Source organism: Phytoactinopolyspora mesophila, from assembly GCF_010122465.1.
Classification (GTDB): Bacteria; Actinomycetota; Actinomycetes; order Jiangellales; family Jiangellaceae; genus Phytoactinopolyspora; species Phytoactinopolyspora mesophila.
In genome coordinates, this window is the sequence record NZ_WLZY01000004.1 from 259,393 (window position 1) to 285,387 (window position 25,995).

Sequence of the window (25,995 nt, forward strand, 5' to 3'; positions counted from 1 at the left end):
GTAATGTCGCGTGTCGTGGAGCAGCTGTTCGTGCCGCCCGGCGAAGCGTGGCAACCCGTCTCACGGAAACTCGTCACGGTTCGGTTCATCGTGCTTGGGTTGACGCTGGCCATCGTGGTGCCGGTGGTGGCGATCGGATTGTGGTTCCTGATCGGCGGCTGGGCGATAGTCGTCGCCGTTGGTGTTTTGTTGGGCGCAGGCGGATGGGGCGGCTGGCTCATCCCCAGAATCTGGAGATCGTGGGGCTATTCCGAACGTCAGGACGACCTTCTCGTCACCCATGGCGTGATGTTCCGCAAGCTGACGGTGGTGCCCTACGGGCGGATGCAGTTCGTTGACGTCAACTCCGGTCCGCTCGACCGCAAATTCGGCCTGGCCACCGTGCAACTGCACACGGCTTCGCCGGCCACTGACGCACGAATCCCCGGGCTGCCGGCGACCGAGGCCGCCAGGCTGCGTGACCGCTTGTCGGCGCTAGGGGAGGCCAAGGCGGCCGGTCTGTGAACCAACCGGTGAACCACGAGACCACCGAGCTCCGGGCGTCCACTCCGGCGCATTTCAAACGCCTGCATCCATTGACGCCCCTGTTACGCGGATGGGCCTATCTCGCGGGCGTCATCGTGATCATGGGACAGAATGCGTTACGCGACCCCGGACCCATCGGCATCTACCTCGTCGTCGGTCTGGGCTTCGCCGTCCTGGCGACCATTGCGGGAGCGGTGTCCTGGTGGTTCACCCGGTACGGCTTCGACGGTGACGCCTTGCGGATCGACTCGGGTGTGCTGATGCGCCGCAGCCGCCGGGTGCGAATGGACCGGCTGCAGGCGGTCGATGTCAACCGCCCGCTGGTCGGCCGGCTGCTCGGTGTCTCCGAGTTGCGCATGGAGGTTGCCGGTGGCGGCAGGTCCGAGGCACCGCTGAGGTACCTGTCCGGAGACGACGCCGTGCGTTTGCGCGCGGAACTGCTGGCCCGTGCCGCCGGCATCGACGCTGACACACCGGAAGCGCCGGAGCGCACTGTGCACCAGGTGAATCTCGATCGGCTGGCATGGTCCACCGTGCTGTCCGGCGGATTCGTGTTCGGTGTCTTGCTGCTAGCCGCCGTGCTGGTGGCCTTGGTCGTCGCGCCCGGAGCCGCGCGCATCGGGATCCTCACCTCGATGCTGCCGGGGCTCTTGGCCGCGGGATACGTCTTGTGGACCCAGTTGGGCAGGAACTTCGGCTTTATTCTGGCGGATTCACCCGACGGGTTCCGGATCCGCAAAGGGTTGCTCGACACCCAGCATCAGACCGTTCCGCCCGGCCGGGTGCAGGGCGTGCTGATCCGGCAGCCTCTGCTGTGGCGGCTGAAGGGCTGGGCCGAGGTACACGTAGATGTGGCCGGATATGCGGGCAGCGCCTCCGGCGAGGCCGCCACCCGGACCTCGACTCTGCTGCCGGTGGCGCCTCTCGAGGACGCCCAGGGGATCACCCGGCAGGTTCTGCACGCTGATCCATCCTCGGTGAAACTCTTTCCGGCGCCGCAACGGTCGCGGTGGCTGCGACCCATCCAGTGGAGCCGGTTGGCATACGGCACCGACGAGAAGATCGTCGTCGTTCGCGAAGGGCGTTTCACCCGCCGGCTGGTTGTTGTGCCACATGCCAAGACGCAGAGCGTTCGGATGACTCAAGGGCCGATTCAGCGTGCACTCAAGCTGTCGTCAATACACGTCGACACCACTCCTGGACCCGTCAACGCCATCATCCGACACCGGCCACCCGACGAAGCCCGCCGATTCGTCGAAGAACAGGCCGAACGTGCTCGGCTGGCGCGCAGGACCGACGTCCCGGAACAATGGATGACGCGCCCTGCCCCGGATGTTGTGGAGGGTAACACCGACGGTGACGCTGATCCCGGCGCATCGAATGAGTGAGGCCGAAAGGAATCGCAACGTGTTCCGAACCATGATGAAAGGCAAGATCCACCGCGCTACCGTGACCCATGCGGAGCTGCACTACGTCGGATCGCTGACCGTGGACGAGGATCTCCTCGATGCCGCTGATCTGCTTCCCGGCGAACAGGTCGATATCGTCGACATCACCAATGGCGCTCGGCTGACCACCTACGTCATCCCGGGCGAGCGAGGCTCGGGGGTGATCGGGGTGAACGGTGCCGCTGCCCGGCTGGTGCAGCCGGGCGATTTGGTCATCGTGATCAGCTACGGGATGTACGACGACGCCGAGGCGCGAGCGCTCGAGCCGCATGTGGTCCATGTCGACGAGTTCAACCGCATCGTCGCGCTCGGCTCGGACGCCGCTGAGCCAGTTCCGGGCGCTTCTGACCAAACGCCGGGCAACGCCGCCGCACCCGCTGCCGGATGAATACGCGCGGGCGCCCAGACCCGCGGAGAATGCCGAACCGAGTCTCGTGGAGGATGAGAGCGTGCAGCACACCAACACCCTCACTCCGCGCCAGCTCGCCGACCAGTATGTCGAGACGCTCGCGGATCTGAACCCCGTCGTTGGCGCTGCGCTGGGACTGCGCCCAGGGGACGACACCATGCCCGACTTCTCTCCAGCAGGCAGCCACACACTCGCCGACGCCCAGCGGGCCACCCTCGCCGCGCTCGATGCCGCGGAGCGGGCCGATCTCCCGCCTGAAGAGGAGCGCGCCGCTCGCCTGCTCCGGGAGCGGTTGAGCGCCGAACTGGCGATCTACGACGCGGGCGACACCCTCTGCCGAGTGAGCAACCTGTTCTCACCGGTGCAGGCGTGCAGGTCGGTGTTCCTGCTGATGCCGACCGACACCGACGCGGACTGGTCCGTCATCGCACGCAGGCTCGGGAACGTGCCCGCTGCGGTCAAGAGCTACCGGGTGTCTCTCGACGAGGGCATCGCCCAGGGTGTGCTGGCCGCGACCCGCCAGGTGGAGACGATAGTCGATCAGATCAGCACCTGGATCGCCACGGATTGGTTCCAGGACTTCGTCAGCACGGGACCGTCTTCGCTGCGGTCGGAGCTCAAAGCCGGCGCCGACGCCACAACCGCCGCATTCGCGGAGTTACGCGACTACCTGGTCAACACCTACACCCCGGCGGCCGAGGGCACCCCGGACGCCGTGGGGCAGCAGCGGTACCTGCGCTCGGCCCGATACTGGACCGGGTCGGATCTCGACCTCGAAGCCACTTATCGCTACGGCTGGCAGGAGTATCACCGGCTGCGCCAGGAGATGTACACCGTCGCCGACGCGATCATGCCGGGCGCGGACCCGCAGACGGTGATGCGTCATCTCAACGAGTACGGCGAAGCCGTAGAGGGCCCGGAGCAGATCCGGATCTGGCTCCAGCAGTTGATGGACGATGCGATCGCGGACCTCGACGGCACACACTTCGATCTGGCGGATCCGATCAAACGCGTCGAGTCGATGATCGCGCCGCCCGGTAGTGCTGCCGCGCCGTACTATTCGCGGCCGTCCCTGGACTTTTCGAGGCCGGGACGGACGTGGTTGCCGACCCTCGGACGGGAACGGTTCCCGGTCTGGGACTTGATCAGCACCTGGTATCACGAGGGCGTGCCTGGACACCACTTGCAGCTAGCGCAGTGGGTCCACGTCCAGGACCGGCTGTCGAGGTATCAGGTCAGCGTGGGGTCAGTCAGCGCCGCGACGGAAGGTTGGGCGCTGTACGCCGAGCGGCTCATGGACGAACTCGGCTACCTGAGCGATCCCGCGCACCGCCTCGGCTACCTGGATGCGCAGATGCTGCGCGCCGTCCGGGTGGTCATCGACATCGGTATGCACGTGGGCATGGTCATTCCGGCCGACTCCGGCTTCCACCCGGGCGAGACCTGGACACCCGAACTGGCCCGCGAGTTCATGTCGCTGAATCTCGGCCGGGACCAGAAGTTCATCGACTCGGAGATCGTCCGCTATCTCGGCTTGCCGGGTCAGGCAATCAGCTACAAGCTCGGCGAACGGGCATGGCTGACCGGCAGAGAAGCGGCGCGTGCGGCGCGTGGTGCCGATTTCGACCTCAAAGCGTGGCACATGGCGGCGTTGTCGATGGGCGCCCTGGGACTGGACGACCTGGCTACCGAGCTCGCTCGGCTTCCCTGAGGCTGTCATGGTCGACTTTCTCGTATACCCGATCGTTGTCGCGGCCCTCGGTTTCGCCGGGTGGGCACTGGTGGCTGCGGTGATCAACCGGAACCCTCGGGAACTCTTCGTCATCGGCGCGGCGGTAGTGGAATTGCTGCTGCTGATCCAGGCTGTGGTGGCGATCATCATCATGATCATGGGCAATGGACCCGACGAGACCGCATTGTTCATCAGCTATCTCGTTTTCGTCTTGTTGCTCATGCCGATCGGCCTGTTCTGGGCCCTCGCCGAGAAATCACGGTGGGGCACCGCGGTGCTGGTCTTCGTCGCGTTGGTCGTGGCAGCGCTGATGGTGCGGCTGCAAGACATCTGGGACGGGATGCCCGTTGGTTAAGGAACGTTCCGCCGAGCAGACGCCGGATCCCCGGGCCGGCACGGTGACGGGACCAGGCCGGGTGCTCGTGGCCCTTTACGCACTCTTCGCTGTCGCCGCCACCTCGAGGGCGGTCTATCAGATCGCCACCAAGTTCGAGGAGGCGCCGCTGGCCTACGTGCTTTCGGCTTTCGCGGCTCTCGTCTACGTGGTAGCGACGGTCGCGTTGTCGCGCGCTGGGTCCACACCCCGCTCGATAGCTCTGGTCGCCGTCGTCATCGAATTCATCGGCGTGCTGGTGATCGGCACCATCACGGCGACCGGTGTCCTCGACTTCCCCGACGACACCGTGTGGTCGACCTACGGTCGCGGATATCTCTTCATCCCGCTTTTCCTGCCCGTGCTCGGTCTGCTCTGGCTCCGCCGGGTGGGTGCGCTGGGAACCCGCGCGGGTTCTTAGCCGTCGGTGAGCTGAATGGTCTCTCGGGCGAGGATGTAGGCCGGCAGCATGCCTTCGTATTCCTCGGTGTCGAGCCCGCTGACCGTGATGATCGCCATGCCGTCAGTCACCGGCAGCGCGAGTGCCCGTTGCCGTTTGCGCTCGTCGAGTGCTGCCAGGTGATAGACGTAGTGGATTTCCTCCGCCGCGGTGCCACCCACGTCGACAGCGCGGGTCTCGGCGTCCTCGATCTCTCCGGGGTGCCCGTCGAGGAAGAAGCCCAGGGCGTCTTGCGGGTCGTCGCCCGGGCCGGTCCACACCCGGATGTAGCCGATCCATCCCGCGGGTTTCGCGTCGATCTCGCAGCGGGGAAGGAAGCCGCCGCGTTCGAAATCCGAGTCGGCTGGGACTGCCTCGGCGGTCCACTGAGCGGCCAGGTCGAATGTCAACGGCAGATCGCAGGCGCCGCTGTCCGTCAAGCTCATACTGCTTGCGGCGGCGGTAGCGCCTTCGTCGAAGGGGTCGCCCGGCGTGGTCGTGGGAGCCACTGGTGTGGGCGCCGGGGCGGCGTCGCCGGCTGATCCGCCGCAACTGCTGATCGAATACGCGATGGCGACCACGAGAGCCGCCGTGCCGCGATTGAGCATGGACCGTTCCTTGAGTGAGCCGGCACACGGTGTCGGCTGTTGGCCGTGCCGAGGCGCCTGTGTGATCGTTCGAGCGGTTCAGGAGCCTACCCGGGTGTCTTCTGGCTCTTCCTTGCGGGCAGAGGCCGCGACGGCGGCGCCCAGCGCACCGGCAGCGGCGGCCACGAGTAGTGCTCGCGTGACGCCTTGGTGGTCGCCGATCCAGCCCAGTAGTGGTGGCCCGGCCAGAAAGGCGGTGTAGCCGATGGATGAGACAACGCTGACCCGGGCGGCCGCCCGCCGGGGATCGTCAGCCGCTGCGCTCATGCCGATGGGGAAGCCCAGAGCCGCGCCGATCCCCCAGATCACGATGCCGACGATCGCGAACGGCACGGAGGGGCCTAGGGCCACCATGCTGGCGCCGATCAACGCGAGGGCACCGCTCACCCGCAGCACTCGCAACCGGCCGTACATGTTCAGCAGCGCTGAACCGGACAGCCGGCCTATGGTCATCGCCGTGACGAAAAGCGCGAAGCCGGCGGATCCAGCGGCATTGGGTATGTCGTAACCGTCGACCAGGCCGACCGCGAGCCAGTCGTTGGCGATGCCCTCGATCAGCGCGAAGGACAGCACCATCACGCCGACCACCAGCGTGCGTGGTTCTCGCCAGGCCCGCAGGACAGCGGCTCGAGAGGTACGGGCGTCGTCGCGGTCGGCCGGCAGCGGCATGAAATGCCGCACACTCAGCGCCACCACGACGATAACGATGATGCCGACCATGCTCAGGTGCACCGGCACGGGGACTCTTAGCCATGTCATCCCCGCACCGATGCCGGCCCCAACGACGGTGCCGAGGCTGAACGCGGCGTGGAAACGCGGCATGATGTTCTTCTCGAGGAGCCGCTCGACCGCCGCGCCCTCGACGTTCATCGCGACATCCCAGGAACCGGTGCCGTACCCGAGGGCCGCCAGGCCGATGGCGACCGCGACGACGCTGCTCATCGGGTCGGTGCCGAAGCTGGCGAAGATCAGGCCGCCACCTGCGAGAAGCGATCCGAGAGCAACCGTGCGGGCCGCTCCGATCCGTCCGACCACGAAGCCAGATGTCGGGAGCGCGACCACGGCGCCGATTGCGAGCGCCAGCAGGAGCTTGCCGAGTTCACCTGGCGTCAGCTCCAGCGAGTCGCGTACCCCAGGAATGCGTGACATCCACGACGCGAAGCCGAAGCCATTGACCGCGAAGACGAGGTAGACGGCATTTCGGGCGGTCGTCACCTGGCGCAGGGCCTGCGACGGTGGGTCGGAGCGCGACATTGGCTGCTTCCTCAGATGTGACGGGTACTCGAATCGATTCGATCGAATCGATTCGAGTAGTTATGCTGCCATGTGTTCGCTGAGGAGCGCAAGCCTGTTTCTCGCGGTGTGTACGTCTTCGACGTGGATGGCCCGCATGTGCGGGAATGCGCGTCAGAGCCGTCTATGTGGTACCAACACTCTCGTCGCAGCCACGTCAGGAGGTCAGCAGTGAGCGGACAGCGGGCGACGCTCGCGGCAGTGGCCGCGCGGGCCGGCGTGTCCCCGTCGACGGCATCACTGGCGTTCAGTGGCGCCGGGCCGGTCGCCGAAAGCACGCGGGAGCGGGTTTTCCAGGCGGCCCGTGAGCTGGGCTACTCCGGGCCGGATCCGATGGCCAGCTCGCTCCGTCGGGGGCGCTCCGGCATCGTCGGTGCCCTGATCGGCGAAAGACTGCTCTACGCGTTCCGCGATCCGGTGGCGGTCGGGCTGCTCGACGGCCTTGCTGAAGAACTCTCCACGCTGGGATCAGGACTGTTGCTGATCTCCGGCGACGCCGACCGGACCGGCCCCACACCCGCTCAGGTGGCGCGGATGCCGATGGACGTCGTGATCTTCGCTACCTGCGGTGGTGACGACGATCCCCTGCTCGATCACTTCCTGGGCCGCGGGGTTCCAGTGGTGGCCGTCGACGGCCCTCATCGAGACGACGTCGTCGTGCTCGGCATCGACGACTACGGTGGAACGCTGACGATGGCCCGCTACTTGGCCGATCTCGGCCACCGACACGTCGGGACGGTGACGTTGCCGCTGCGCCTGGACGGGCGCCGTGGGCCCATCGACGAAGCCCGGCGGAAGACGGCCGCCTACGCCGACGCTCGCCTCCGGTTGCAGGCGGTTCGAGATGTCTTCGGCAGTGTCGCCGCGGTCGAGTCGGCGACCAATCTGATCGAAGAAGGTGAGGTTGCGGCGGCGAGTCTGCTCGATGCTCCCGACCGCCCTACCGCCGTGATCGCACAGAGCGATCTGCTGGCCGTCGGGGTGATCCGCGCCGCCGTGGGCCTCGGCCTGCGAGTCCCGCAGGATCTCAGTGTCGTCGGGTTCGACGGCATCGACGCGGGATGGCTGGATGGGTGGCTGCTGACCACCATCGAACAGCCCATCGTCGAGAAGGGGCGGATGGCGGGCAGGATGGTCGTGGACATCCTGGCTGACCGGAAGCCGTCGAGCACCCAGCTACCGGTGAATATGCGCGTCGGCGCCACCACCGCGCCTCCGCCGTGACCACGGCCCCTTGCGCGGACCGAGACAGCCGCCGCGGCTAGCTCGGTACGCTGGCGCCGTGGAGGAAACAGATGAGCAGCGCCCCGCCCGGCTCGATGTGGGTGTGGTGGGAACGGGCCGCGTAGGCGCTGTGCTGGGCGCTGCGCTGGCGCGGTCCGGGCACCGGGTCGTCGCTGGTTACGGTGTGTCGGTCACCAGCCGCAGCCGGGCCGACGCCCTTCTGCCCGGACTCGAGATGCTGGAGGTGGCGGAGGTTTTCGAACGGGCCGACCTGGTCCTGCTAACCGTTCCGGACGATGTCCTGCCCGGGCTGGTCGACGGCCTGGCAAACACCGGGGCGATCCGGTCCGGGCAGTTCGTCGTACACACGAGCGGCAGGTTCGGTGTGTCGGTGCTCGACCCAGCCACCCGTGCCGGAGGTCTTCCGCTGGCCCTGCATCCGGCGATGACGTTCACCGGCACATCGGTCGATCTACAGCGTCTCGAGGGCGCCACCTTCGGCGTGACAGCGCCGGAGCTGCTGTGGCCGGTGGCCGAGGCGCTGGTGATCGAGATGGGTTCGGAGCCGGTGCGGGTGGCTGAAGACCAGCGCGCCCTCTACCACGCGGCGCTGACCCATGGTGCCAATCACCTCGTCACTCTCGTCAACGATGCGATGGACATGCTGCGCGCGGCCGGTGTTGCGTTGCCGGAGCGCTCGCTGGCGCCATTGCTCTCGGCAGCGCTCGACAACACCCTGCGTCAAGGGGACGATGCGCTGACCGGGCCGGTGTCAAGGGGCGACTCAGGCACCGTGGCCGGGCACCTCCAGGAGATCGACCGGGCGATGCCGGAAGCAACCGCTGTCTACACGGCACTGGCCAGGCGTACCGCCGGCCGAGCGCTGGCCTCCGGCCGGCTCCAGGCCACCGATGCCGAGCCGCTTCTCGAAATCCTCGCCTCCGACCCACCCGAATGATCATGTTTGGTGGGTTTTCTCGTGCCCTACCATGCCTGCAGTCCTGTTGAGGTGCGAGAAGTCCTAGGTATGTTCCGCGTGTTCGTGGCAACAATCGACCCAGGGCACGGCCGGAGCTCACCTCGGTAGTTGCCTAAGTCGACAAGTACAGGCGGCGGACAACATCCTCGATGTCCGGCTCCTCGATACTCAGATCACGTACCTCTGTCCGTTCAGCAGCGGCTTTGAGTACGGCTGCGGCCGTCGTCGTTCCCGGGACGAATGACAACCGCTGACGTAGCCCTCCGGCCTCCACCGCCACAACGCGCGTGCCGGCGATGCCCTCGAGCGGCGGCGCGGGATCCACCAGGTCCAGCATGATGACCCGCTCGGCGCCGACCCGGTCCACTAAGCCGGGTAGCCCGCCGTCGTACACCATCCGGCCGCGGTCGACGACGACGATCCGCTCGGTCAGCCGCTGGACGTCGTCCATGTCGTGAGTGGTGAGCAGCAGGCTGGTGCCGTGCAGTTCACGCTGCTCGGTGAGGAACACCCGCAGGCGCTCCTTGCTGAGCACATCCAGCCCGATCGTCGGCTCGTCGAGAATGAGCAATGACGGCGAGTGCAACAGCGCCGCGGCGATCTCACCGCGAATTCGCTGGCCGAGGGAGAGCTGGCGAACCGGCGTGTCGACGAAGGAGCCGAGATCGAGCCGGTCGATCAGCTCGTCCCGGCGCTTCGGCCAAGCATTCGACGGCAGCCGGTGGATCGCCGCGAGGGTCCGGTAGGACTCCCGCAACGGCAGGTCCCACCATAGCTGCGTGCGCTGGCCGAAAACGACGCCGATCTGTCTGGCCAGCCGTTTTCGCTGGCGCACGGGATGCAACCCGCAGGTGCGGACCGAGCCGGACGAGGGAACCAGGATTCCAGTGATCATCTTGATGGTGGTCGACTTTCCCGCACCATTGGCGCCGATGTAGCCGAGCGCCGAGCCGTCGGCCAGATCGAGGCTGAGGCCGTCGACGGCGTGGACAACGTTGCGGGTACGACGCAGCCGCCCCGCCGGCGAGCGCACGGTGAACTGCCGCCGGAGATCGCGGAGTTGAATGACCGGTTCGTTCATGAGCCTGCTCCTGTGTAGTGACGAAGACCAGCACGCCAGCCGGTGAGTGCGACGCCCCAGATGACCACGGCCATCACCGGCGAACACCAGCCGAGCCAGGCCGGGAGCCCGGGCGGGCCGGCGAGATCCAGAAGGGCAAGTGTCGGCAGATAAGCGACGAAGGCTGCCGGTACGACGAAGGTGAACAGCACCCGTACTGGAAGCGCGAAGATGCTGGCGGGATACTGCGAGGCGTACGAGCCGCCGTACGTGAACGAGTTGGAGAACTCCGAGCCCTCTACCAGCCAGAACTGGACGGCCGCGGCGCAGACGAACAAGGCCGCGAAGATGGCGGTTCCGGCGACGACGGCCAGCGCCAGAAGCGCCACCTTGTCTGGTCCCCAGCTGATGTCGTTGAGCGGAAGCGCCACACCCAGCACGACGACGGCCACTGCGGTGCGGCCCAGCCGGCGCAACGACAGGTCGCTCGTGATCAGCTGAGCGAGGACCGGCAACGGCCGCAGGAGGAAGGCGTCCAGGGTGCCCTGCCGCAAGTAGGTGGGCAGCCGGTCGGCATGGCCGACGATCATGTCGGCGAGGCTGAAGCAGATGTTGGCCAGCGCGAACAGCAGCGCGGCCGCCGCGAAGTCGAGCTCGCCGAGGACGTCGATATTGGTGAAGATGACGAAGACCTCGCCGAATTCGAGCGCTCCGATCGCGACGCTTCCCAGCACGTCCATGGCGAAGGACCGGCGGTATGCCGTCTGTGAGCGCAGCCTGGAACTGAGCAGGACTCGATATGGGTGCAGCCGTCCGGTATCAGCCACCTTGAACCACCAGCCGCTTGGCTCCCGTCCGGAACACCAGCCGACCGGCGATGATCAGTCCCGACAGCCACAGCGCCTGCGTGCCGATGAGCATGAGCGCATCGGTTCCCTCGGCGCGGGCGGTGATGACGTCGATCGGGGTCTGGATCAAGGAGGGGAACGGCGTCCAAGCGGCCGCCGTTGCCAGCCACTCAGGAAACCAATGGATCGGTACCACCATCCCGCTCAGAAACGTGCACGCGACCATGTAGAGCGTTGTCACGCCCCGCAGGTCGAGTAGCCAGAAGGCGGTCAGGTTCATCAGCCACAGGCAGGAGAACGAAACCATCACGGCGAGCAGCAGGCTCAGTGCGGCCAGGAGGTATGGGAGCGGGGTGGCGGGCAGTGCCAGGCCCGTCACCAGTGCGCCCACCAGCAGTGGTGGTGCGCCGCGGGGAATGAACGAGTATGCGGCCCGGCCCAGATCGGCTGCCATGAACGCGAGCTGTGGATCGACGGGCCGGGCCAGGTCGATGGAGATGTCGCCGGTGCGAATGCGCAGCGCGAGTTCTTGCCAGCCGAAGACGTTGACCGGCGCCAGTAGCGCCTGCGCCAGCCAGGCATAGGTGGCGCCGGTGACGGCGTCGTAGCCGCCGAGTGTGCCGCCTGCGGCGCCGATCGCACCGATGGTGATGTAGGCCTTGATCAGTCCGAAGATGGTGTTGGTGAAGGCTCCGGCGGCTGTCGCCAGCCGGTAGGTGGACCAGCGACGGAAGCCCATGGCGATGTGCGCGGTGACGACGGCGATCCGGAGGCGGACGGGTGACATGGCGGGAGAACTCCTCGGGCTCGGCGGAAGATGATGCGTTCCGACGGCCCGGGCACCCGGTCCGGTCGTGAAGGGCTCAAGATACTAGTGGCGGTCCCAGAACTCCGTCAACTCGTCTGAACCGATCACCAGTACGGTTGGACCGGGCCACTCGCAGCGGGGTGCCCGGGAGGAGCGCGGAACGTGAGCACACCGGTAGTAGCGCGTACCAGGGACGAGCTGGGCGACGCGCTGGCACAGGCCGAAACCTTGAGCGCAGTAGTCATGACGATGGGCGCGCTTCACCAGGGGCACGCCGCCCTGATGCGCGCTGCTCGCTCAGAGGTCGGCCCGGAGGGGCTGGTGATCGTGACGATCTTTGTGAATCCCCTTCAGTTCGGCGCGGGTGAGGACCTCGACCGCTATCCGCGGAGCATGGACGAGGACCTCGCCATGTGCGCGACGGAAATGGTGGACGTGGTGTTCACGCCGGAGCGCGCCGAGATCTACCCGGAAGGCGACCCGCAGGTCACCGTCGATCCAGGGCCGCTCGGCCGGGAACTCGAAGGCGCGTCACGTCCGGGACACTTCACCGGCGTGCTGACCGTCGTGGCCAAGCTGCTCAACCTGACGGTGCCCACGTACGCGATGTTCGGCGAGAAGGACTATCAGCAGCTGACCTTGGTCCGCCGGATGGTGACTGACCTGGAGATGCCGTACGAGATCGTCGGCGTGCCCACGGTGCGTGAGCCAAGCGGCCTGGCGTTGTCGAGCAGGAACCGCTATTTGAACGACGACGAGCGCCGCCTCGCCTCGTCGTTGTCGGTAGCCCTCCAGGCCGGTGCCCACGCCTCCGCGGAAGGACCTGAAGCCGTCGTAAACGCCGCACAAGCAGTGCTGGACGAGAACCCGGGTCTAGACGTGGACTATCTGGCGCTGCGGGCGGGCGACCTCGGCACCGTTTCGGGACCGGGACCGGCGCGGCTGCTCGTCGCCGCCCGGATCGGCTCGACCCGCCTGATCGACAACATCGCCGTCGACCTGGCCGGTTGATACCGCTGTGCTGATGTGCGCCGACCATGGGCGGCTTCGCCCGGAGTCAGCTGCGGCGGACGGGTGAGTGGTCGAGAGCCGGAGCCAAGAGAGCTCTGTGATGTGTTTCACATGAAGCCTTCCGGCCCGGGGCGTAGGCGGGTTGGTGTCCTCTTCCAGGCATTCACCGCGGGTCAGTCTGCAAGACACGGGCGCTAAAAGGATGTGGGAGGCCGTAGGCTTGCCAGGCGTGACCGAAGTTCGAATACCGCGCCAGCTCCTGACCGAGCAACCAGGCTGGGCAGAGCAGGCTGATGTGGTCGTCGTCGGCAGTGGCATCGCCGGTCTGACAACCGCTCTCGAGGCCCGGAAGGCCGGGCGTGTCCTCCTGGTCACGAAGACGAGCCTGTCCGCTGGTTCCACGGCGTGGGCGCAGGGAGGCATCGCGGCGGCGCTCGGTCCTGAAGACAGCCCGGACCAGCACCTGCGGGACACCCTGGTGGCCGGTGTTGGACTCTGCGATGAGACGGCCGTGCGCACCTTGGTGACCGAAGGGCCGTGGCGGGTTCGCGAGCTGGCGGCGCTCGGTGCGGAATTCGAGCGGGCCGACGACGGCACCATAGCCCTGACCAGGGAAGGCGGCCATCGGCGAGACCGCATCGCACATGCTGGCGGCGACGCCACCGGCAAGGAGATCTCCCGAGCCCTCATCGAAGCGCTGCGAGCGGTAGAGGAAGACCCCGGCATCCAGGTCATCGAACATGCTCTGGTGACCGACGTGCTGACCGATTCGACCGGGCGGGCTTGCGGTGTCGCGCTGCACGTCATCGGTGAAGGACGTATTGACGGCGTTGGAGCCGCGCTGGGACGGGCGGTGGTTCTCGCCACAGGTGGCCTCGGCCAGGTGTACGCCTCGACGACCAACCCGTCGGTTGCCACTGGCGACGGTGTTGCCGCGGCGCTTCGCGCCGGTGCGGAGGTCGTCGACCTCGAGTTCGTCCAGTTTCATCCAACGGTCCTTTGGCTCGGCCGCTCGGCCAAGGGGCAACAGCCCTTGATCTCTGAGGCGGTGCGGGGTGAAGGTGCACATCTGCGAGACGTCGAAGGCCGCCGGTTCATGGTCGGCCAGCACCAACTCGCCGAGCTTGCCCCGCGGCACGTGGTGGCGAAGGGCATCGTCACGGCGATGGCCGAGACCGGGGCAGAACACGTCTGGCTCGATGCCAGGCATCTCGGCGCCGCTTTTCTCGAGGAGCGTTTCCCGACCATCGTCGCCCGTTGCCGTTCCTACGGCATCGATCCCGCGACGGATCTGGTCCCCGTTGCTCCAGCGCAGCACTATGCCAGCGGCGGGGTGTGGACAAGCGGACGTGGGCGGAGCACCGTCCCAGGGCTTTACGCCTGTGGTGAGGTGGCGTGCACGGGAGTGCACGGTGCCAATCGGTTGGCGTCCAATTCGCTGTTGGAAGGGCTGGTCTGGGGGCATCGAATCGCCGTCGATCTGGCGGAGAGCCTCGCCGGTGTGCCCATCGGTGATCCGGTGCCGCGGCCCGGAGGTACTGGGCTGCTGAATGCCGATGCCGGGCGCTTCGTTCAGGCGGCAATGACGGCCGGCGCCGGTGTGCTGCGTTCCGGCAGCTCATTGGCGACACTGCAGGCGCGTCTCGCGCAGTTGAGCGAGGAACGCAGTAGTACGGTTCCCACGCCACTCGCGTGGGAGACCACCAACCTGCATGCTGTGGCAGTTACGCTCGGACGTCATGCCGCAATGCGTGAGGAGACCCGCGGGGGTCATTGGCGGGAGGATTTCCCGGAGCGCGACGACGCCCGCTGGCGCGGGCATCTGGTGAGCACACTGGATCCGGACGGGATCCTAGGGACGACATTTCAGCCTATGAGGGAGAAGTAATGAGTCTGGCCGAGTCGGTGACGAGCGCCCTGCGTGACGCGAGCCTCGACCCGCTCTACGTGGAAGACCTGGTCCGGGCGACACTCGAGGAAGACTTGGCTGGTGGCGTCGACATCACGAGCGAAGCGACCATCCCGGCCGGTCAGCGGGCAAGGGCCACGTTGGCCACCCGCCAGGAGGGCGTGGTCGCCGGACTGCCGGTGATCGAGACAGTCTTCTCCGCCACCAGCGACGACGTCGTACTCGAGCGGCGTGTAGCCGACGGCAGCTGGGTGGAGCCAGGCACGCCGGTGCTCACGGTCACCGGTCTGACACGTGAGATCCTGGCCGCGGAACGGACGGCGCTGAACCTGGGTTCGCGGCTCTCCGGTATCGCGACGGCTACCAGCCAGTGGGTTTACGAGCTTCGCGGCACCCGGACGGTGGTGCGCGACACCCGGAAGACCACGCCGTTGCTCCGGCCCCTGGAGAAGTACGCGGTGCGGGTCGGCGGCGGCGAGAACCATCGGTTCTCCTTGTCGGAAGCCGCATTGATCAAAGACAACCACATTGTGGCGGCGGGTGGCATCACCGCCGCGTTTCGCGCTGTCAAGCAGGCGTCGCCGGAGATACCGGTGGAGGTGGAGGTCGACGACGTCGCCGGCGCGGTCGAGGCGGTCGAGGCCGGTGCCGAGCTGGTGCTGCTCGACAACTTCTCGGTGGACGAGGTCCGCGAGGCGGTCGCTGTTGTCGGCGGCCGGGCTCGTCTAGAGGTCAGCGGTGGTCTGACCCTCGACGGTGCTCGTGCCTACGCCGAAACGGGCGTCGACTATCTCTCGGTCGGTGCTTTGACGCATTCCGTCGTCGCGCTCGACCTCGGGCTGGATGTGGAACAGGTGCAGAGCATGCCTGGTCACCAGCAGCAGTGGTCTTCCCGGCGTGCGGACATGAATCTGGTCCGGGAGCAGCGATACGCCGATACGGCCGAGAACCCGGTGTTCGGCTAGCCCGCCCGGGCGCAGACGGGAGACACCCCATGTTGCTCGCGATCGATGTCGGTAATACCGAGACGGTGGTCGGCCTTCTCGACGGCCTCGAGGTGAAGCACCACTGGCGGGTATCCACCGTGGCCAACCGGACCGCGGATGAGTTGATGGCGTTGTTGCGCGGGCTGTTCACCGGTGTTCACGATCACGATGTGGACGGCGTCGCCGTGTGCTCCACCGTTCCAGCGGTGCTGCGCCCGGTACGGGCCCTGGTCGAGCGCTATTACCCGAACGTGCCGTCGGTGCTGGTTGAGCCCGGGGTGCGCACCGGCGTGCCCGTTCTGACGGAGAATCCGCGCGAGGTCGGCTCCGACCGTGTCGTCAACACGTTGGCGGCGATCCATCTATTCGGTGGGCCGTGCATCGTCGTCGATTTCGGTACGGCTACCACGTTCGACGTCGTGTCGGCCAAGGGCGAGTACATCGGCGGCGCGATCGCCCCAGGCATCGGCGTCTCGCTGGACGCGCTCGGCGATGCCGGAGCTCAGCTGCGCAGGGTTGAACTGGCCGCGCCGCGTTCGGTGATCGCGAAGAACACGGTCGAGGCACTGCAGTCCGGCGCTTTGTACGGGTTCAGTGGTCAGGTGGACGGAATCGTGACTCGGATGGCACACGAGCTCGCCGTGTCGCTGGACGGCCTGCCGGTTATCGCCACCGGTGGCCTCGCGACGGTGGTGTTGGACGAGGCCGCGACGATCAACCGCCACGAGCCGTGGTTGACGCTGATCGGCTTGGGTCTCGTCTTCGACCGGAATCTCAACTCGGCTGGGACAGAAGAGCGCCGAGGTCACCGACTTGCCCCAGGTGGGTGAGCTTCTCGGGGTTGATGACACTGTGCATCGTGTGAATCTGCCCGTCGGCGACACCGAAGGTCAGGACGCCGAGCACCTCGTCGCGGGGTGAGAAGACCCGGAGCGCCGGCTGGCCGTTGGCTTCCACGGGTTCGATGCGCATTCCCACCCGGGCGCTCTGTTTGAGCAGTCCGATGAAGAACCGCGCGACCTGCACGGGACCGCCGACCGGGTGCTCGAGAGCCGGTGCGTTGCCGCCACCGTCTCCGACGAAGACGACATCGTCAGCGAGTAGCTGATGCAGCGCTTCCATGTTGCCCTCGTTGGCGGCAGTGAGAAAGCTCTTGGCCAGTTCTGCCTGGTGCTGCCGGTCGGCTTCGAACCTCGGGCGCCGCTCAGCAATCGCTCGCTTGGCTCTCGCGAGAATCTGGCGGCAGTTGCTCTCGCTCTTCTCGACGATGCCGGCGATCTCGTCATAGCCGTAGCCGAAGACCTCACGCAACAGGAAGACCGCGCGTTCTACCGGTGCCAGCGTCTCGAGTAGCACGAGGAACGCCGTCGATATGGTCTCATCGGTCTCGACGCGGCGTGCGGGTTCGTCGTCGGAGGTGATCAGCGGCTCTGGGAGCCACTGCCCGACGTAATGCTCGCGTCGTACCCGTGCCGATCGGAGCGCGTCGATGGCCAGCCGGGTTGTGATGGTGGTGGCGAAGGCGTCCGGTGAGTCGATGGCGGTGCCGTCCAGCTCACTCTTGTACATCCGCAGGAAGGCATCCTGGACGATGTCTTCGGCCTCGGCCACGCTGCCGAGCATCCGGTAGGCGATGGAGAACATCAGCGGCCGGAGTTCGTCGTGCTGGAGTACGGTCACAGGCCGATATAACCATGATCCTGCCCTGCCCACCATGACGCCGACATGTTCCAGATATCCGATTTCTTCGATCGACTGTCACAACCGGCTGGGGTGTCTCGTCGTAGGGGAAACAGAGAGGAGCAGGACATGAAGATCTTCGTAGCGGGTGCCGCCGGCGTGGTCGGCAAACACCTGGTTCCCGAGTTGGTCGCCGCTGGACACGACGTGGTGGGGACCACCCGGGATGCCATGAAGGCAGACCAAGTGCGAGCTCTTGGCGCGGAGCCGGTTGTGCTCGACGCCCTGGACCGCGACGCCGTCATGACGGCGGTCGCCGATGCACATCCAGATGTCGTCATCCATCAGCTGACAGCTATCGGCGCGACTGATTTCAAGAAGTTCGACGAGAGCTACGAGATGACTAACCGGCTGCGCACCGAAGGGCTCGACTATCTCCTGGAAGCTGCCAGGGAGGCCGGTGCCAAGCGATTCATCGCGCAGAGCTTCACCGGCTGGCCGAATGCACGCACCGGCAGCGAGATCAAGACCGAAGAAGACGCGCTGGACCCGGCCCCGTCGCCGGCGTCCACGAAGTCGCTGGAGGCGATCCGCCACCTGGAGTCTGCCGTGACGGCGGCGGCCGGGATCGAGGGAATCGTCCTGCGATATGGCGTGCTCTACGGTCCGGGGACCGCCTTCGGTGCCGGTGGTGAGATGGTGGAGGTGGTTTCCAAGCGCAAGATGCCGATTGTGGGCGGCGGCGCGGGCGTGTTCTCGTTCGTCCACGTGGCTGATGCCGCGGCAGCAACGGTTGCGGCGCTAGAGAACGGCCGTCCCGGCATCTACAACATCGTCGACGACGAACCCGCGCCGGTTGTCACCTGGCTGCCGTACCTGGCCGATGTGCTCGGCGCGAAGAATCCGATGAAAATGCCGGCCTTCCTGGCCAAACCGATGCTCGGCGAGTTCGGCGTGACGACGATGACGGCCATGCGGGGCTCGTCCAACGCAAAAGCCAAGCGCCAACTCGGCTGGACGCCGGTCCACCGGACGTGGCGGGACGGGTTCCGCACGCTGACCTCTTGAGCGCTAGCGCACGCCGCCGGCGTCCGGCGCCGGCGGAGGGCTCTTTTCGACGAACTCCCAGCCTGCCGTTTCGATAGCGCGGTGCGCTGGACCCGTCAAGGCGGCGAAAGACACCTCGAAGCCCGTAGCCTCGCCACGGGCCGTGAGGTTGCGAAGAAACTCAAGCCCAACCTCGCCTAGGGAGCGCACCCGGTGCATGTCGACGACGGCATGGGTGAGCCCGCTGATCTGTACAAGCTCGGCGACTTCTTCCACGGCGGCCCTCAACTGGAGAGCCAGCGCATCGTCGATGTCGCCCGAGAGGAAGACGACGATCTCGCGTCCTCCCCGGTCGACAACCTCGACGGTGTTCATGGGCCTCACCTCCTCCTAGAAGCGTGACACCAGGGGTGGACGGACGCAATGAAGACGACTATTTGTGATCGCTCGAAATGCCTTGGCGAGCGACTCCGGCCACATGAGATCCTGGCCGTGATACCCGCAGCGGGTATCTGGGCACCTCTGCGTACCGTGCGCGGGAAGAGAATCGAAGACCACTAGGCTGGTGAGTATGAGCGAGCAGATACCCACGACCACAGACGACGACCTTCCGGAGCAGATGCGGATCCGTCGTCAGAAGCGTGCGGAACTGCTCGAATCCGGGGCGGAAGCGTATCCCCGGAACTTCGCGCGTACGCATACGCTCGCTGAGCTCCGGTCCGAGTACCCCAGCCTCGAACCAGGCACTGAGACCGGCGACCGAGTGGCCGTCAGTGGCCGGGTGATCTTCCTGCGTAACACCGGCAAGCTCTGTTTCGCTCGGCTTCGCGCGGGCGATGGTACCGAGCTGCAGGCAATGCTGGCTCTCGACCGCATCGGTGAGCAGCGCCTCGCCGACTGGAAACACCTTGTCGACATCGGCGACCACGTAGGTATCGAAGGCGAAGTCATCGCCAGCAAACGCGGCGAACTGTCGGTCCTGGCGGAGACTTGGGCCACGGTATCCAAAGCACTTCGTCCGCTGCCGATCGCCCACAAGGCACTGAACGAGGAAACTCGCGTCCGGCAACGCTACGTGGACCTGATTGTCAACGCGCAAGCGCGAGAGATGGTTCGCACCCGCGCGGCAGTAGTGCGGTCGTTACGTGAAACGCTGCACCAACGTGGTTGCGTCGAAGTGGAGACACCTGTGCTGCAGGCGATTCACGGCGGCGCGACAGCTCGCCCCTTCGAAACCCATCTCAACGCCTTCGACCTCCCGATGACCCTCCGCATTGCTCTTGAGCTGCACCTCAAACGGGCCATCGTGGGCGGTGTCGACCGGGTGTACGAGATAGGCCGGATCTTCCGGAACGAAGGCGTCGACTCGACGCACAGCCCTGAATTCACCATGCTCGAGGTCTACGAGGCCTACGGCGATTACGACACGATGGCCGATCTGACTCGGGACCTGGTGCTCGACGCCGCCAAAGCCATTGGGCGCACCGTGGTTCCGGACGGTCACGGCGCGGAAATAGACCTCGAGGCGCCATGGCGCCGGGTGACGTTGCACGACGCCGTGTCCGACGCCGTGAGCGAAGACATCAACGTTGACACGCCCGCGTCGCGGCTGCGTGAACTCGCGGCCAAACACGACGTCGCGCTGCAGCCCGGATGGGAAGCAGGCGAGATCGTTCTGGAGCTCTTCGAGAAACTCGTCGAGCACACCCTGATGACACCCACATTCGTGTGCGACTATCCCGCTTCGGTGCGCCCGCTGGCGCGTGCGCATCGAGCCGATCCGCGGCTGACCGAGTCCTGGGATCTGTTTGTGGCCGGGTTCGAACTCGGTGTGGCGTATACCGAGTTGGTCGATCCCGTCATCCAACGCGAACGCCTGGAGGCCCAGTCTTTGCTTGCGGCGGCGGGCGATCCCGAGGCGATGCAACTGGACGAGGACTTCCTCCGGGCCCTCGAGTACGGCATGCCGCCAACCGGCGGTCTAGGAGTGGGTGTCGACCGCCTGGTGATGTTGCTGACCGGCAGTGGAATCCGGGACACGATCCTGTTCCCCGTGGTGAAGCCCGAGTGACTGAACGCGCCGGTCCGGAGCGCGGCGAACAACTAGACGACGCTTCTCCTCCTGCCGTGCCGCCGGGTACGTCTCCATCCTCTTCGGCTCGGCCGCCTTTTATCGTCCGGCGTGCCCGTACGGCAGATGTAAAGGAGATACGTCAACTTCTTGATGATTACGCGAGTAAGCGGATATTGCTGTCCAAAGAGACGGTCACCCTCTATGAAGACGTGCAAGAGTTCTGGGTGGCCGAGACTCCGAGTGATGGCCGCGTGATCGGCTGTGGCGCATTGCATGTCATGTGGGAGGATCTGGCCGAAGTCCGCACATTGGCGACTGCTCCGCAGTGGCGCGGCCATGGCGTAGGTCACGTTATCCTCACCAAGTTGCTTGACGTCGCCGTAGAACTCGGCGTGACGCGTGTCTTCTGTCTTACGTTCGAGGTCGACTTCTTCGCGCGTCACGGGTTCGAAATAGTGGAGAGCGCTCCAGTTGCTCCGGAAGTCTATGCGCAGTTACTCCGTTCCTACGACGAAGGCGTTGCCGAGTTCCTTGATCTGGACCGAGTCAAACCAAACACGCTGGGCAACATCAGGATGTTGCGACGTTTTGCATGATGATCCGTTCGCTGTCTACGCCAGAAGCCTTGTGTAGTCGTAGATTGCAGTTTTACAAATAGTGGCGTACTAATAGAGTCTTAGAACATCCAACAGTGCATGCATTACGAGGGGATCTAAGATGGCCCAGAAGGTTCAAGTCATTCTTCTCGACGACCTAGACGGCGGCGAGGCGGATGAAACCATCAACTTCGGTCTGGACGGCGCAAGCTACGAGATCGATCTGTCGAAGAAGAACGCCGCGAAGCTGCGTGACGTTCTTGCCCCCTATGTCGCGACGGCGCGTAAAGCTGGCACCAAGCGTGCCCGTGGTCGCGCCAGGTCCGGAGCAGGTCGTGGTAGCGCCACAGATACCGCGGCTGTTCGTGAATGGGCTCGTGCGCAAGGGCTCAAGGTGTCCGACCGTGGCCGTATTCCGGCTGACATTCTCGAGAAGTATGAGGCCAGCCGCTGAATCGTGGTTGGCAGTGCGGGGCGCAAGCCCAGCAGGGGTTTAAGAGCAGGCGCCGAAACTGGTGCCGAACCGTCAAGGGCTCCCACGTGGATGTGGGAGCCCTTGACGCTTGTCCAGGCCACTGCTCTGGTCCCCGTGGCCAGTCTCGTGCCCAGTCAGGCCGGTACGAGCGTCTGGCGCTGACGGCCGAGGCCGGGAATCTCTAGTTCGACGACGTCACCTGGCTTCAGGTATGGCTGCCCAGCCATACCGAGCGCAACGCCCGCAGGCGTGCCGGTATTCACGAGGTCGCCGGGTTCGAGCACCATGAACTGGCTCAGATACCAGATGACATGTCCGATTCCAAAGATCAGATTCGACGAGTTCCCATCCTGCCTGAGTTCGCCATTGACCCAAAGCCGTAGGTCGAGTTTCTCTGCGTCGGGCACTTCTTGGGCCGGCACCAGCCACGGCCCGAGCGGATTGAACGTTTCACATGATTTGCCTTTGTCCCATTGGCCGCCGCGTTCGAGTTGGAACTCTCGCTCGGAGACGTCATGAGAGATGGTGTAGCCGGCGATCACGTCCATCGCGGCGGCCGGCGAATCCAGGTAGCGGCCGGTCTTCCCGATCACCACTCCGAGTTCGATTTCCCAGTCGGTCTTCTTGCTGCCGCGCGGTATCAGGACGTCGTCGTTCGGGCCGACGACGGTGTATGGCGCCTTCATGAAGATGACGGGTTCGCTAGGAATGTCCATCCCGCTCTCGGCGGCGTGATCGCTGTAGTTCAGGCCGATGCACACAATCTTTCCGGGGCGCGCGATCGGAGCGCCGATTCGCTGGCCCGATGATTCCACTGGAGCCAGTTCACCCGCCTCCAATGCCTGGCGGGTCCGAGCGATTCCGTCATCCGCCAAGAATGCCCCGTCGATATCGGAAGTGATCGGCGCGAGATCGAAGGTGGTCTCGTCGACTCGGACAGCGGGACGCTCGGCGCCAGCTTCTCCGATGCGCAAAAGCTGCATGCTTACTCTCCTGAGGATATAGGGATCTCGGTTAACGATTCTGTCAGTTTGCCCGACGAAACCAAAGTCGTAGTCAGAGTGCGAGACAGGCCGGTCTTTCTACTTTCGGTCCGGTTATCCGATCAACTATGCCGGCACCCGGAAATCGAGCTATTTGACCAGGATTCGGGGTTAGGAGTCGTGCGGCATGTGGCCCAGACAAATGATGATCACGGAACGCGTACATGGTCCGGGCTGAGCTCGCTCACGGATTGCACGCCAAGCAATTGCATCGTGCGCCGAACCTCGGTCGAGAGGATCTCCGCGGCCCGGGATACGCCGCGTTCGCCCCCGGCCATCAGGCCGTATAGGTACGCGCGCCCCACCAGGCAGGCGTCAGCACCGAGAGCCATCGCCGCCACCACGTCGGCTCCGTTCGTGATGCCGGTGTCAAGGTAGACCTCGGCGCGGTTTCCGATGGCGGCGACGACATCGGGGAGTAGCCGCAGCGGCGTGGGAGCACGGTCGAGCTGGCGGCCACCGTGATTCGACAAGACGATCGCGTCCGCGCCCGCATCGACCACTCGCTCGGCGTCAGCGGTTGTCTGTATGCCTTTGACGATCAGCGGGCCGTTCCAGATAGACCGGAGCCAGGCGAGATCGTCGACCGTCATTGTCGGGTCGAACAGTGTGTTCAGGAGTTCGGCGACCGTTCCCTGCCATTCGGAAAGCGACGCGAACGCGAGCGGCTCGGTGGTGAGTAGGTTGACCCACCAGCTGGGATGCATGGCGGCGTCGAGAACCGTCTTGGCGGTCAAGGTGGGTGGCAATGTGAAGCCGTTGCGTACGTCTCTGAGCCGGGCTCCGGCCACGGGAACGTCAACGGTCAGCATCAGTGCCTCGTAGCCGGCAGCCGCCGCCCGCTTGACCAGCTCCTCCCCGGCCGCCCGGTCCTTCCAGACGTAGAGCTGGAACCAGGTGCGAGCGGTGGGTGCCGCGGCGGCCACGTCTTCGATCGACGTGGTTCCCATCGTGGAGAGGGCGTACGGGATGCCGGCGCGTTCGGCGACGCGTACTACTGCGCTTTCGCCCTCGTGATGCATCATCCGGGTGAAGCCCGTAGGCGCGAATGCGAACGGCATGGCGCTCGGTTTGCCCAGGATACTCGTCGAGGTGTCGACTTCTGCGACGTTGCGCAGGACCGACGGCCGCAGCTCCAGGTCGCGGAAGAGCTGCCGGGCACGGCGGAGGCTGATCTCGGCTTCGGCGGCGCCGTCGGTGTAGTCGAATACCGAGCGTGGCGTGCGGCGCCTGGCGATCCGGCGCAGGTCGGAGATGGTCAGGGCTTTCTCGAGGCGACGGTCGGTCGGGTTGACCGTCATCGGCTTGGTGCGGAGAAGCGGTTTGAGTTCGGACCATCTCGGTAGCTGGCGCTGGGTCATCGAACACTCCGGCAGTGGTCTAAGGGTCGCGCCGGTGGGCCGGCTGGACCGTCGGATACGGTGCCACGTCTGGCAACCGTGTGGTCCTACCACAGTAGGCGCGTGTGGTTAGACCACACAAAGGCGCAGGAAGTAGGCTGATCACGTGAAGGCGTACGAGCTCGTGCTGGAGTGGGTCGAAGCTGAGATCGCCGGGCACCGCCTTCGTTTGGGCGACCGGCTGCCGAGTGAGCGTGCGATGGCCGACCAGCTGGGAGTCAGCCGTACATCAGTGCGTGAGGCGATCCGGGTCCTGGAGGCCATGGGTGTGATCAGGACCGCCGTGGGCTCCGGCCCCGAGGCCGGCGCCGTGATCGTCGCTGAGCCGCGTTCGCCCCTCACCTCCGCCTTGAGGCTGCATCTGGCGACCAGCCATCTGCCGATCGGGGATATCGTCCAAACCCGCATCTTGCTCGAATCCTGGGCAGTCCGCCAGGCCGGCGAGGGGGCTGATTCAGACGCCCTCGGTGTCGCTGAGCGGTTGCTCGACGCCATGGACGATCCGGGGCTCGGGCCGGAGCAGTTCCATCTGCTTGATGCCGAGTTTCACGTCGTGCTTACGGCCCTCGCGGGCAACGCCCTCGTCACTACGGTCATGGCGGCACTTCGCGAGGCGATCCACGGATACGTCATCGAAGCCGTGCCACGTCTCGACAACTGGGCGGAGACGGCGTTCCGGTTGCGTCGCGAGCATCGGGATGTGCTGGCGGCCGTACGTGCCGGCGACGCCGAGGGGGCGGCCACCCTGGTCACGGACCATATCGATGGATTTTACCGGGCCGCCCGGCTGCATTGAGTTCAGCGTTGCCGCGCGCTGGACGCGCGGACGATCAACTCAGGCTCGAATACCACCTGGCGATGTTCATGGTCAGGGTTGCTGGTCTCGTCGAGCAACTGCTCGGCGCCCGTGCGGCCGAGCAACTGGCGGGGCTGACGAATCGAGGACAGCGGCACTGCGGCGGCAGCGGCGAAATCGATGTCGTCATACCCCACGATTGCGACGTCTGCCGGGACGCGGAGGCCAGCATGGGTGAGTGCCTGCAGCAGGCCCAAGGCAACCAGGTCATTGGCGCAGAACACCGCGCTGGGGCGCTGCGTTTCCGGGAGAGCGGCGATTTGGTCGCCGGCGTCCCGGCCGCCAGTGACATTGAGCGCCGAGGTGCTCATGACCGTGAGTTCGACCTGGGCGGTGGCCTGTTGGGCGGCTTGTACGGCGCCCTCGTGCCGCTCCCGGACCTGCCGGAGGGTGGACGGCCCGCCGAGGAAGAGGATTGTGCGATGGCCGCGTTCGATGAGGTGCTCCACGGCCTGTTTCCCGCCCAGGATGTCATCGACGGCCACCGAGCACTCGTCCGGCGATTCGGCCTGGCGGTCGAAGAGCACGACGGGTGTGCCGCGCTCCCGCAGCGCTTTTATCCGTTCCCCGGACTCCTCGATCGGATTGATCAGCACCCCTTGAACTCGCATCTCGGCCAGCAGGTCGAGGTGCGATGCTTCCTTGGCGGCGTCTTCGTCGCTGTTGCAGACGATGACGGCCAGCCCTTCACGGTTGGCGGTGTCCTCGACGCCGCGGGCGACATCGGTGAAGAAGGGGTTCGAGATGTCGAGCACCACCAAGCCGAGCGTTCTGCTCCGGCCGACACGTAGCTGGCGTGCCGAGTCGTTGCGGACGAACCGCAGGTCCCTGATGGCGGCCTCGACCCGTTCACGAGTGCTGGGTGTGACGAGCTCGGGGCGGTTGAGCACATTTGAGACCGTCCCCACCGAAACCCCGGCTCGCTGCGCAACCTGCCGGATGTTCGGAGAGGGCCGGGTCATGTCGTGCCTCCCCAAAGATGTGTCCGCGGCTTTCAGAGGTCTAACTCCGTTGTGCCGTCGATGGTACGTGATGGCTGGTCCGGACCTGGGTAGACGGGCCGGCCGGGGCGGAACCGGCCGTATTGACAACCGGCAGTGGCGTGCGTACGTTGAATGAAACGATTCAGAGCT

The 25,995-nt window shown here is 65.8% G+C and carries 27 protein-coding genes; 17 read left to right on the top strand and 10 right to left on the bottom strand.

Annotated elements, in window-relative coordinates:
• Positions 1-15 precede the first annotated feature (15 nt).
• The 6 genes from F7O44_RS13570 (at position 16) to F7O44_RS13595 (ending at position 4,908) form a co-directional block, all read left to right on the top strand.
• Positions 16-504 (top strand): PH domain-containing protein, encoded by a 489-nt coding sequence (locus F7O44_RS13570; protein ID WP_222851338.1) that lies wholly within the window; start codon positions 16-18, stop codon positions 502-504.
• A complete protein-coding gene (locus tag F7O44_RS13575) occupies positions 501-1,913 on the top strand; it encodes a PH domain-containing protein (RefSeq protein ID WP_222851339.1) in 1,413 nt (470 codons plus the stop codon). The genes F7O44_RS13570 and F7O44_RS13575 overlap by 4 nt, the downstream gene beginning before the upstream one ends.
• Before the next feature lie 19 nt (positions 1,914-1,932).
• Entirely contained in the window at positions 1,933-2,361 is a 429-nt protein-coding gene (gene panD / locus F7O44_RS13580; RefSeq protein ID WP_162450785.1) for an aspartate 1-decarboxylase, read from the top strand.
• Positions 2,362-2,422: 61 nt separating this feature from the next.
• Positions 2,423-4,093, top strand: coding sequence for a DUF885 domain-containing protein (locus tag F7O44_RS13585; protein WP_222851340.1), 1,671 nt, complete (start codon positions 2,423-2,425; stop codon positions 4,091-4,093).
• A 7-nt stretch (positions 4,094-4,100) separates the two neighbouring features.
• Entirely contained in the window at positions 4,101-4,469 is a 369-nt protein-coding gene (locus tag F7O44_RS13590; protein ID WP_162450787.1) for a hypothetical protein, read from the top strand.
• A complete protein-coding gene (locus F7O44_RS13595) occupies positions 4,462-4,908 on the top strand; it encodes a hypothetical protein (RefSeq protein WP_162450788.1) in 447 nt (148 codons plus the stop codon). The genes F7O44_RS13590 and F7O44_RS13595 overlap by 8 nt, the downstream gene beginning before the upstream one ends.
• On the opposite strand, the gene F7O44_RS13600 is transcribed toward F7O44_RS13595, so the two are convergent.
• Positions 4,905-5,534 carry a lipoprotein gene (locus tag F7O44_RS13600; protein WP_162450789.1) on the bottom strand — a complete coding sequence of 210 codons (630 nt, stop codon included), beginning with the start codon at positions 5,532-5,534 and terminating at the stop codon, positions 4,905-4,907. The two genes, F7O44_RS13595 and F7O44_RS13600, sit on opposite strands and share 4 nt — an antisense overlap.
• A 78-nt stretch (positions 5,535-5,612) precedes the next feature.
• Positions 5,613-6,827 carry an MFS transporter gene (locus F7O44_RS13605; RefSeq protein WP_162450790.1) on the bottom strand — a complete coding sequence of 405 codons (1,215 nt, stop codon included), beginning with the start codon at positions 6,825-6,827 and terminating at the stop codon, positions 5,613-5,615.
• A gap of 210 nt (positions 6,828-7,037) precedes the next feature.
• On the opposite strand from F7O44_RS13605, the gene F7O44_RS13610 reads away from it, so the two are divergent.
• Positions 7,038-8,090: a LacI family DNA-binding transcriptional regulator gene (locus F7O44_RS13610; RefSeq protein ID WP_222851341.1), complete on the top strand. Its 1,053-nt coding sequence runs from the start codon at positions 7,038-7,040 to the stop codon at positions 8,088-8,090.
• 58 nt (positions 8,091-8,148) lie between these two features.
• A complete protein-coding gene (locus F7O44_RS13615) occupies positions 8,149-9,048 on the top strand; it encodes a DUF2520 domain-containing protein (protein WP_162450792.1) in 900 nt (299 codons plus the stop codon).
• A gap of 133 nt (positions 9,049-9,181) precedes the next feature.
• On the opposite strand, the gene F7O44_RS13620 is transcribed toward F7O44_RS13615, so the two are convergent.
• From F7O44_RS13620 to F7O44_RS13630, 3 genes are read right to left on the bottom strand one after another with little or no spacing between them, the layout of a single operon-like run.
• Complete coding sequence (locus tag F7O44_RS13620) at positions 9,182-10,150, bottom strand: ABC transporter ATP-binding protein (protein WP_162450793.1); 969 nt, start codon at positions 10,148-10,150, stop codon at positions 9,182-9,184.
• The gene (locus tag F7O44_RS13625; RefSeq protein WP_222851342.1) at positions 10,147-10,956 is read right to left on the bottom strand and encodes an ABC transporter permease; all 810 of its coding nucleotides are present in this window, start codon (positions 10,954-10,956) and stop codon (positions 10,147-10,149) included. Before F7O44_RS13625 ends, F7O44_RS13620 begins: the two co-directional genes overlap by 4 nt.
• Positions 10,949-11,764, bottom strand: a complete 816-nt coding sequence (locus tag F7O44_RS13630) for an ABC transporter permease (protein WP_174255921.1) — start codon at positions 11,762-11,764, stop codon at positions 10,949-10,951. The genes F7O44_RS13625 and F7O44_RS13630 overlap by 8 nt, the downstream gene beginning before the upstream one ends.
• Positions 11,765-11,947: 183 nt before the next feature.
• Between F7O44_RS13630 and panC the strand changes: the two genes are divergently transcribed.
• The 4 genes from panC to F7O44_RS13650 all read left to right on the top strand — a co-directional run bounded on the left by panC (position 11,948) and on the right by F7O44_RS13650 (position 16,521).
• Positions 11,948-12,796, top strand: a complete 849-nt coding sequence (panC, locus tag F7O44_RS13635) for a pantoate--beta-alanine ligase (protein ID WP_162450794.1) — start codon at positions 11,948-11,950, stop codon at positions 12,794-12,796.
• Positions 12,797-12,998: 202 nt separating this feature from the next.
• Complete coding sequence (locus F7O44_RS13640; RefSeq protein WP_162450795.1) at positions 12,999-14,684, top strand: L-aspartate oxidase; 1,686 nt, start codon at positions 12,999-13,001, stop codon at positions 14,682-14,684.
• On the top strand, positions 14,684-15,670 hold the full coding sequence (nadC, locus tag F7O44_RS13645) for a carboxylating nicotinate-nucleotide diphosphorylase (protein WP_162450796.1): 987 nt from the start codon (positions 14,684-14,686) through the stop codon (positions 15,668-15,670). The genes F7O44_RS13640 and nadC overlap by 1 nt, the downstream gene beginning before the upstream one ends.
• Before the next feature lie 29 nt (positions 15,671-15,699).
• On the top strand, positions 15,700-16,521 hold the full coding sequence (locus tag F7O44_RS13650) for a type III pantothenate kinase (RefSeq protein ID WP_162450797.1): 822 nt from the start codon (positions 15,700-15,702) through the stop codon (positions 16,519-16,521).
• On the opposite strand, the gene F7O44_RS13655 is transcribed toward F7O44_RS13650, so the two are convergent.
• Positions 16,466-17,371, bottom strand: a complete 906-nt coding sequence (locus tag F7O44_RS13655) for an RNA polymerase sigma-70 factor (protein ID WP_222851344.1) — start codon at positions 17,369-17,371, stop codon at positions 16,466-16,468. The genes F7O44_RS13650 and F7O44_RS13655 overlap by 56 nt on opposite strands.
• A gap of 129 nt (positions 17,372-17,500) precedes the next feature.
• On the opposite strand from F7O44_RS13655, the gene F7O44_RS13660 reads away from it, so the two are divergent.
• Positions 17,501-18,439, top strand: coding sequence for an NAD-dependent epimerase/dehydratase family protein (locus F7O44_RS13660; protein ID WP_162450799.1), 939 nt, complete (start codon positions 17,501-17,503; stop codon positions 18,437-18,439).
• 3 nt (positions 18,440-18,442) lie between these two features.
• Here the strand turns inward: F7O44_RS13660 and F7O44_RS13665 are convergent, their stop codons facing one another.
• The gene (locus tag F7O44_RS13665) at positions 18,443-18,793 is read right to left on the bottom strand and encodes an STAS domain-containing protein (protein WP_162450800.1); all 351 of its coding nucleotides are present in this window, start codon (positions 18,791-18,793) and stop codon (positions 18,443-18,445) included.
• 196 nt (positions 18,794-18,989) lie between these two features.
• Here F7O44_RS13665 and lysS point away from each other — a divergent pair, with 196 nt between their 5' ends.
• The 3 genes from lysS to F7O44_RS13680 all read left to right on the top strand — a co-directional run bounded on the left by lysS (position 18,990) and on the right by F7O44_RS13680 (position 21,542).
• The gene (gene lysS / locus F7O44_RS13670; protein ID WP_162450801.1) at positions 18,990-20,489 is read left to right on the top strand and encodes a lysine--tRNA ligase; all 1,500 of its coding nucleotides are present in this window, start codon (positions 18,990-18,992) and stop codon (positions 20,487-20,489) included.
• A 56-nt stretch (positions 20,490-20,545) separates the two neighbouring features.
• A complete protein-coding gene (locus tag F7O44_RS13675; RefSeq protein ID WP_343073882.1) occupies positions 20,546-21,088 on the top strand; it encodes an amino-acid N-acetyltransferase in 543 nt (180 codons plus the stop codon).
• A 121-nt stretch (positions 21,089-21,209) separates the two neighbouring features.
• Positions 21,210-21,542 (top strand): histone-like nucleoid-structuring protein Lsr2, encoded by a 333-nt coding sequence (locus F7O44_RS13680; RefSeq protein ID WP_162450802.1) that lies wholly within the window; start codon positions 21,210-21,212, stop codon positions 21,540-21,542.
• Positions 21,543-21,697: 155 nt separating this feature from the next.
• On the opposite strand, the gene F7O44_RS13685 is transcribed toward F7O44_RS13680, so the two are convergent.
• The gene (locus F7O44_RS13685) at positions 21,698-22,546 is read right to left on the bottom strand and encodes a fumarylacetoacetate hydrolase family protein (RefSeq protein ID WP_162450803.1); all 849 of its coding nucleotides are present in this window, start codon (positions 22,544-22,546) and stop codon (positions 21,698-21,700) included.
• Positions 22,547-22,755: 209 nt separating this feature from the next.
• The gene (locus F7O44_RS13690; protein WP_162450804.1) at positions 22,756-23,967 is read right to left on the bottom strand and encodes an alpha-hydroxy acid oxidase; all 1,212 of its coding nucleotides are present in this window, start codon (positions 23,965-23,967) and stop codon (positions 22,756-22,758) included.
• A gap of 145 nt (positions 23,968-24,112) precedes the next feature.
• Between F7O44_RS13690 and F7O44_RS13695 the strand changes: the two genes are divergently transcribed.
• Positions 24,113-24,802 (top strand): FCD domain-containing protein, encoded by a 690-nt coding sequence (locus tag F7O44_RS13695; RefSeq protein ID WP_162450805.1) that lies wholly within the window; start codon positions 24,113-24,115, stop codon positions 24,800-24,802.
• Between the two features lie 2 nt (positions 24,803-24,804).
• Here the strand turns inward: F7O44_RS13695 and F7O44_RS13700 are convergent, their stop codons facing one another.
• The gene (locus F7O44_RS13700) at positions 24,805-25,824 is read right to left on the bottom strand and encodes a LacI family DNA-binding transcriptional regulator (protein WP_162450806.1); all 1,020 of its coding nucleotides are present in this window, start codon (positions 25,822-25,824) and stop codon (positions 24,805-24,807) included.
• Positions 25,825-25,995 lie beyond the last annotated feature (171 nt).

Coding starts and splice junctions, on each gene's coding strand:
- F7O44_RS13590 (WP_162450787.1), top strand. CDS start 4,101: ATGGTCGACTTTCTCGTATACCCGATCGTTGTCGCGGCCCTCGGTTTC.
- F7O44_RS13600 (WP_162450789.1), bottom strand. CDS start 5,534: ATGCTCAATCGCGGCACGGCGGCTCTCGTGGTCGCCATCGCGTATTCG.
- F7O44_RS13605 (WP_162450790.1), bottom strand. CDS start 6,827: ATGTCGCGCTCCGACCCACCGTCGCAGGCCCTGCGCCAGGTGACGACC.
- F7O44_RS13620 (WP_162450793.1), bottom strand. CDS start 10,150: ATGAACGAACCGGTCATTCAACTCCGCGATCTCCGGCGGCAGTTCACC.
- F7O44_RS13630 (WP_174255921.1), bottom strand. CDS start 11,764: ATGTCACCCGTCCGCCTCCGGATCGCCGTCGTCACCGCGCACATCGCC.
- F7O44_RS13640 (WP_162450795.1), top strand. CDS start 12,999: ATGTGGGAGGCCGTAGGCTTGCCAGGCGTGACCGAAGTTCGAATACCG.
- nadC (WP_162450796.1), top strand. CDS start 14,684: ATGAGTCTGGCCGAGTCGGTGACGAGCGCCCTGCGTGACGCGAGCCTC.
- F7O44_RS13650 (WP_162450797.1), top strand. CDS start 15,700: ATGTTGCTCGCGATCGATGTCGGTAATACCGAGACGGTGGTCGGCCTT.
- F7O44_RS13660 (WP_162450799.1), top strand. CDS start 17,501: ATGAAGATCTTCGTAGCGGGTGCCGCCGGCGTGGTCGGCAAACACCTG.
- F7O44_RS13665 (WP_162450800.1), bottom strand. CDS start 18,793: ATGAACACCGTCGAGGTTGTCGACCGGGGAGGACGCGAGATCGTCGTC.
- lysS (WP_162450801.1), top strand. CDS start 18,990: ATGAGCGAGCAGATACCCACGACCACAGACGACGACCTTCCGGAGCAG.
- F7O44_RS13680 (WP_162450802.1), top strand. CDS start 21,210: ATGGCCCAGAAGGTTCAAGTCATTCTTCTCGACGACCTAGACGGCGGC.
- F7O44_RS13685 (WP_162450803.1), bottom strand. CDS start 22,546: ATGCAGCTTTTGCGCATCGGAGAAGCTGGCGCCGAGCGTCCCGCTGTC.
- F7O44_RS13690 (WP_162450804.1), bottom strand. CDS start 23,967: ATGACCCAGCGCCAGCTACCGAGATGGTCCGAACTCAAACCGCTTCTC.
- F7O44_RS13700 (WP_162450806.1), bottom strand. CDS start 25,824: ATGACCCGGCCCTCTCCGAACATCCGGCAGGTTGCGCAGCGAGCCGGG.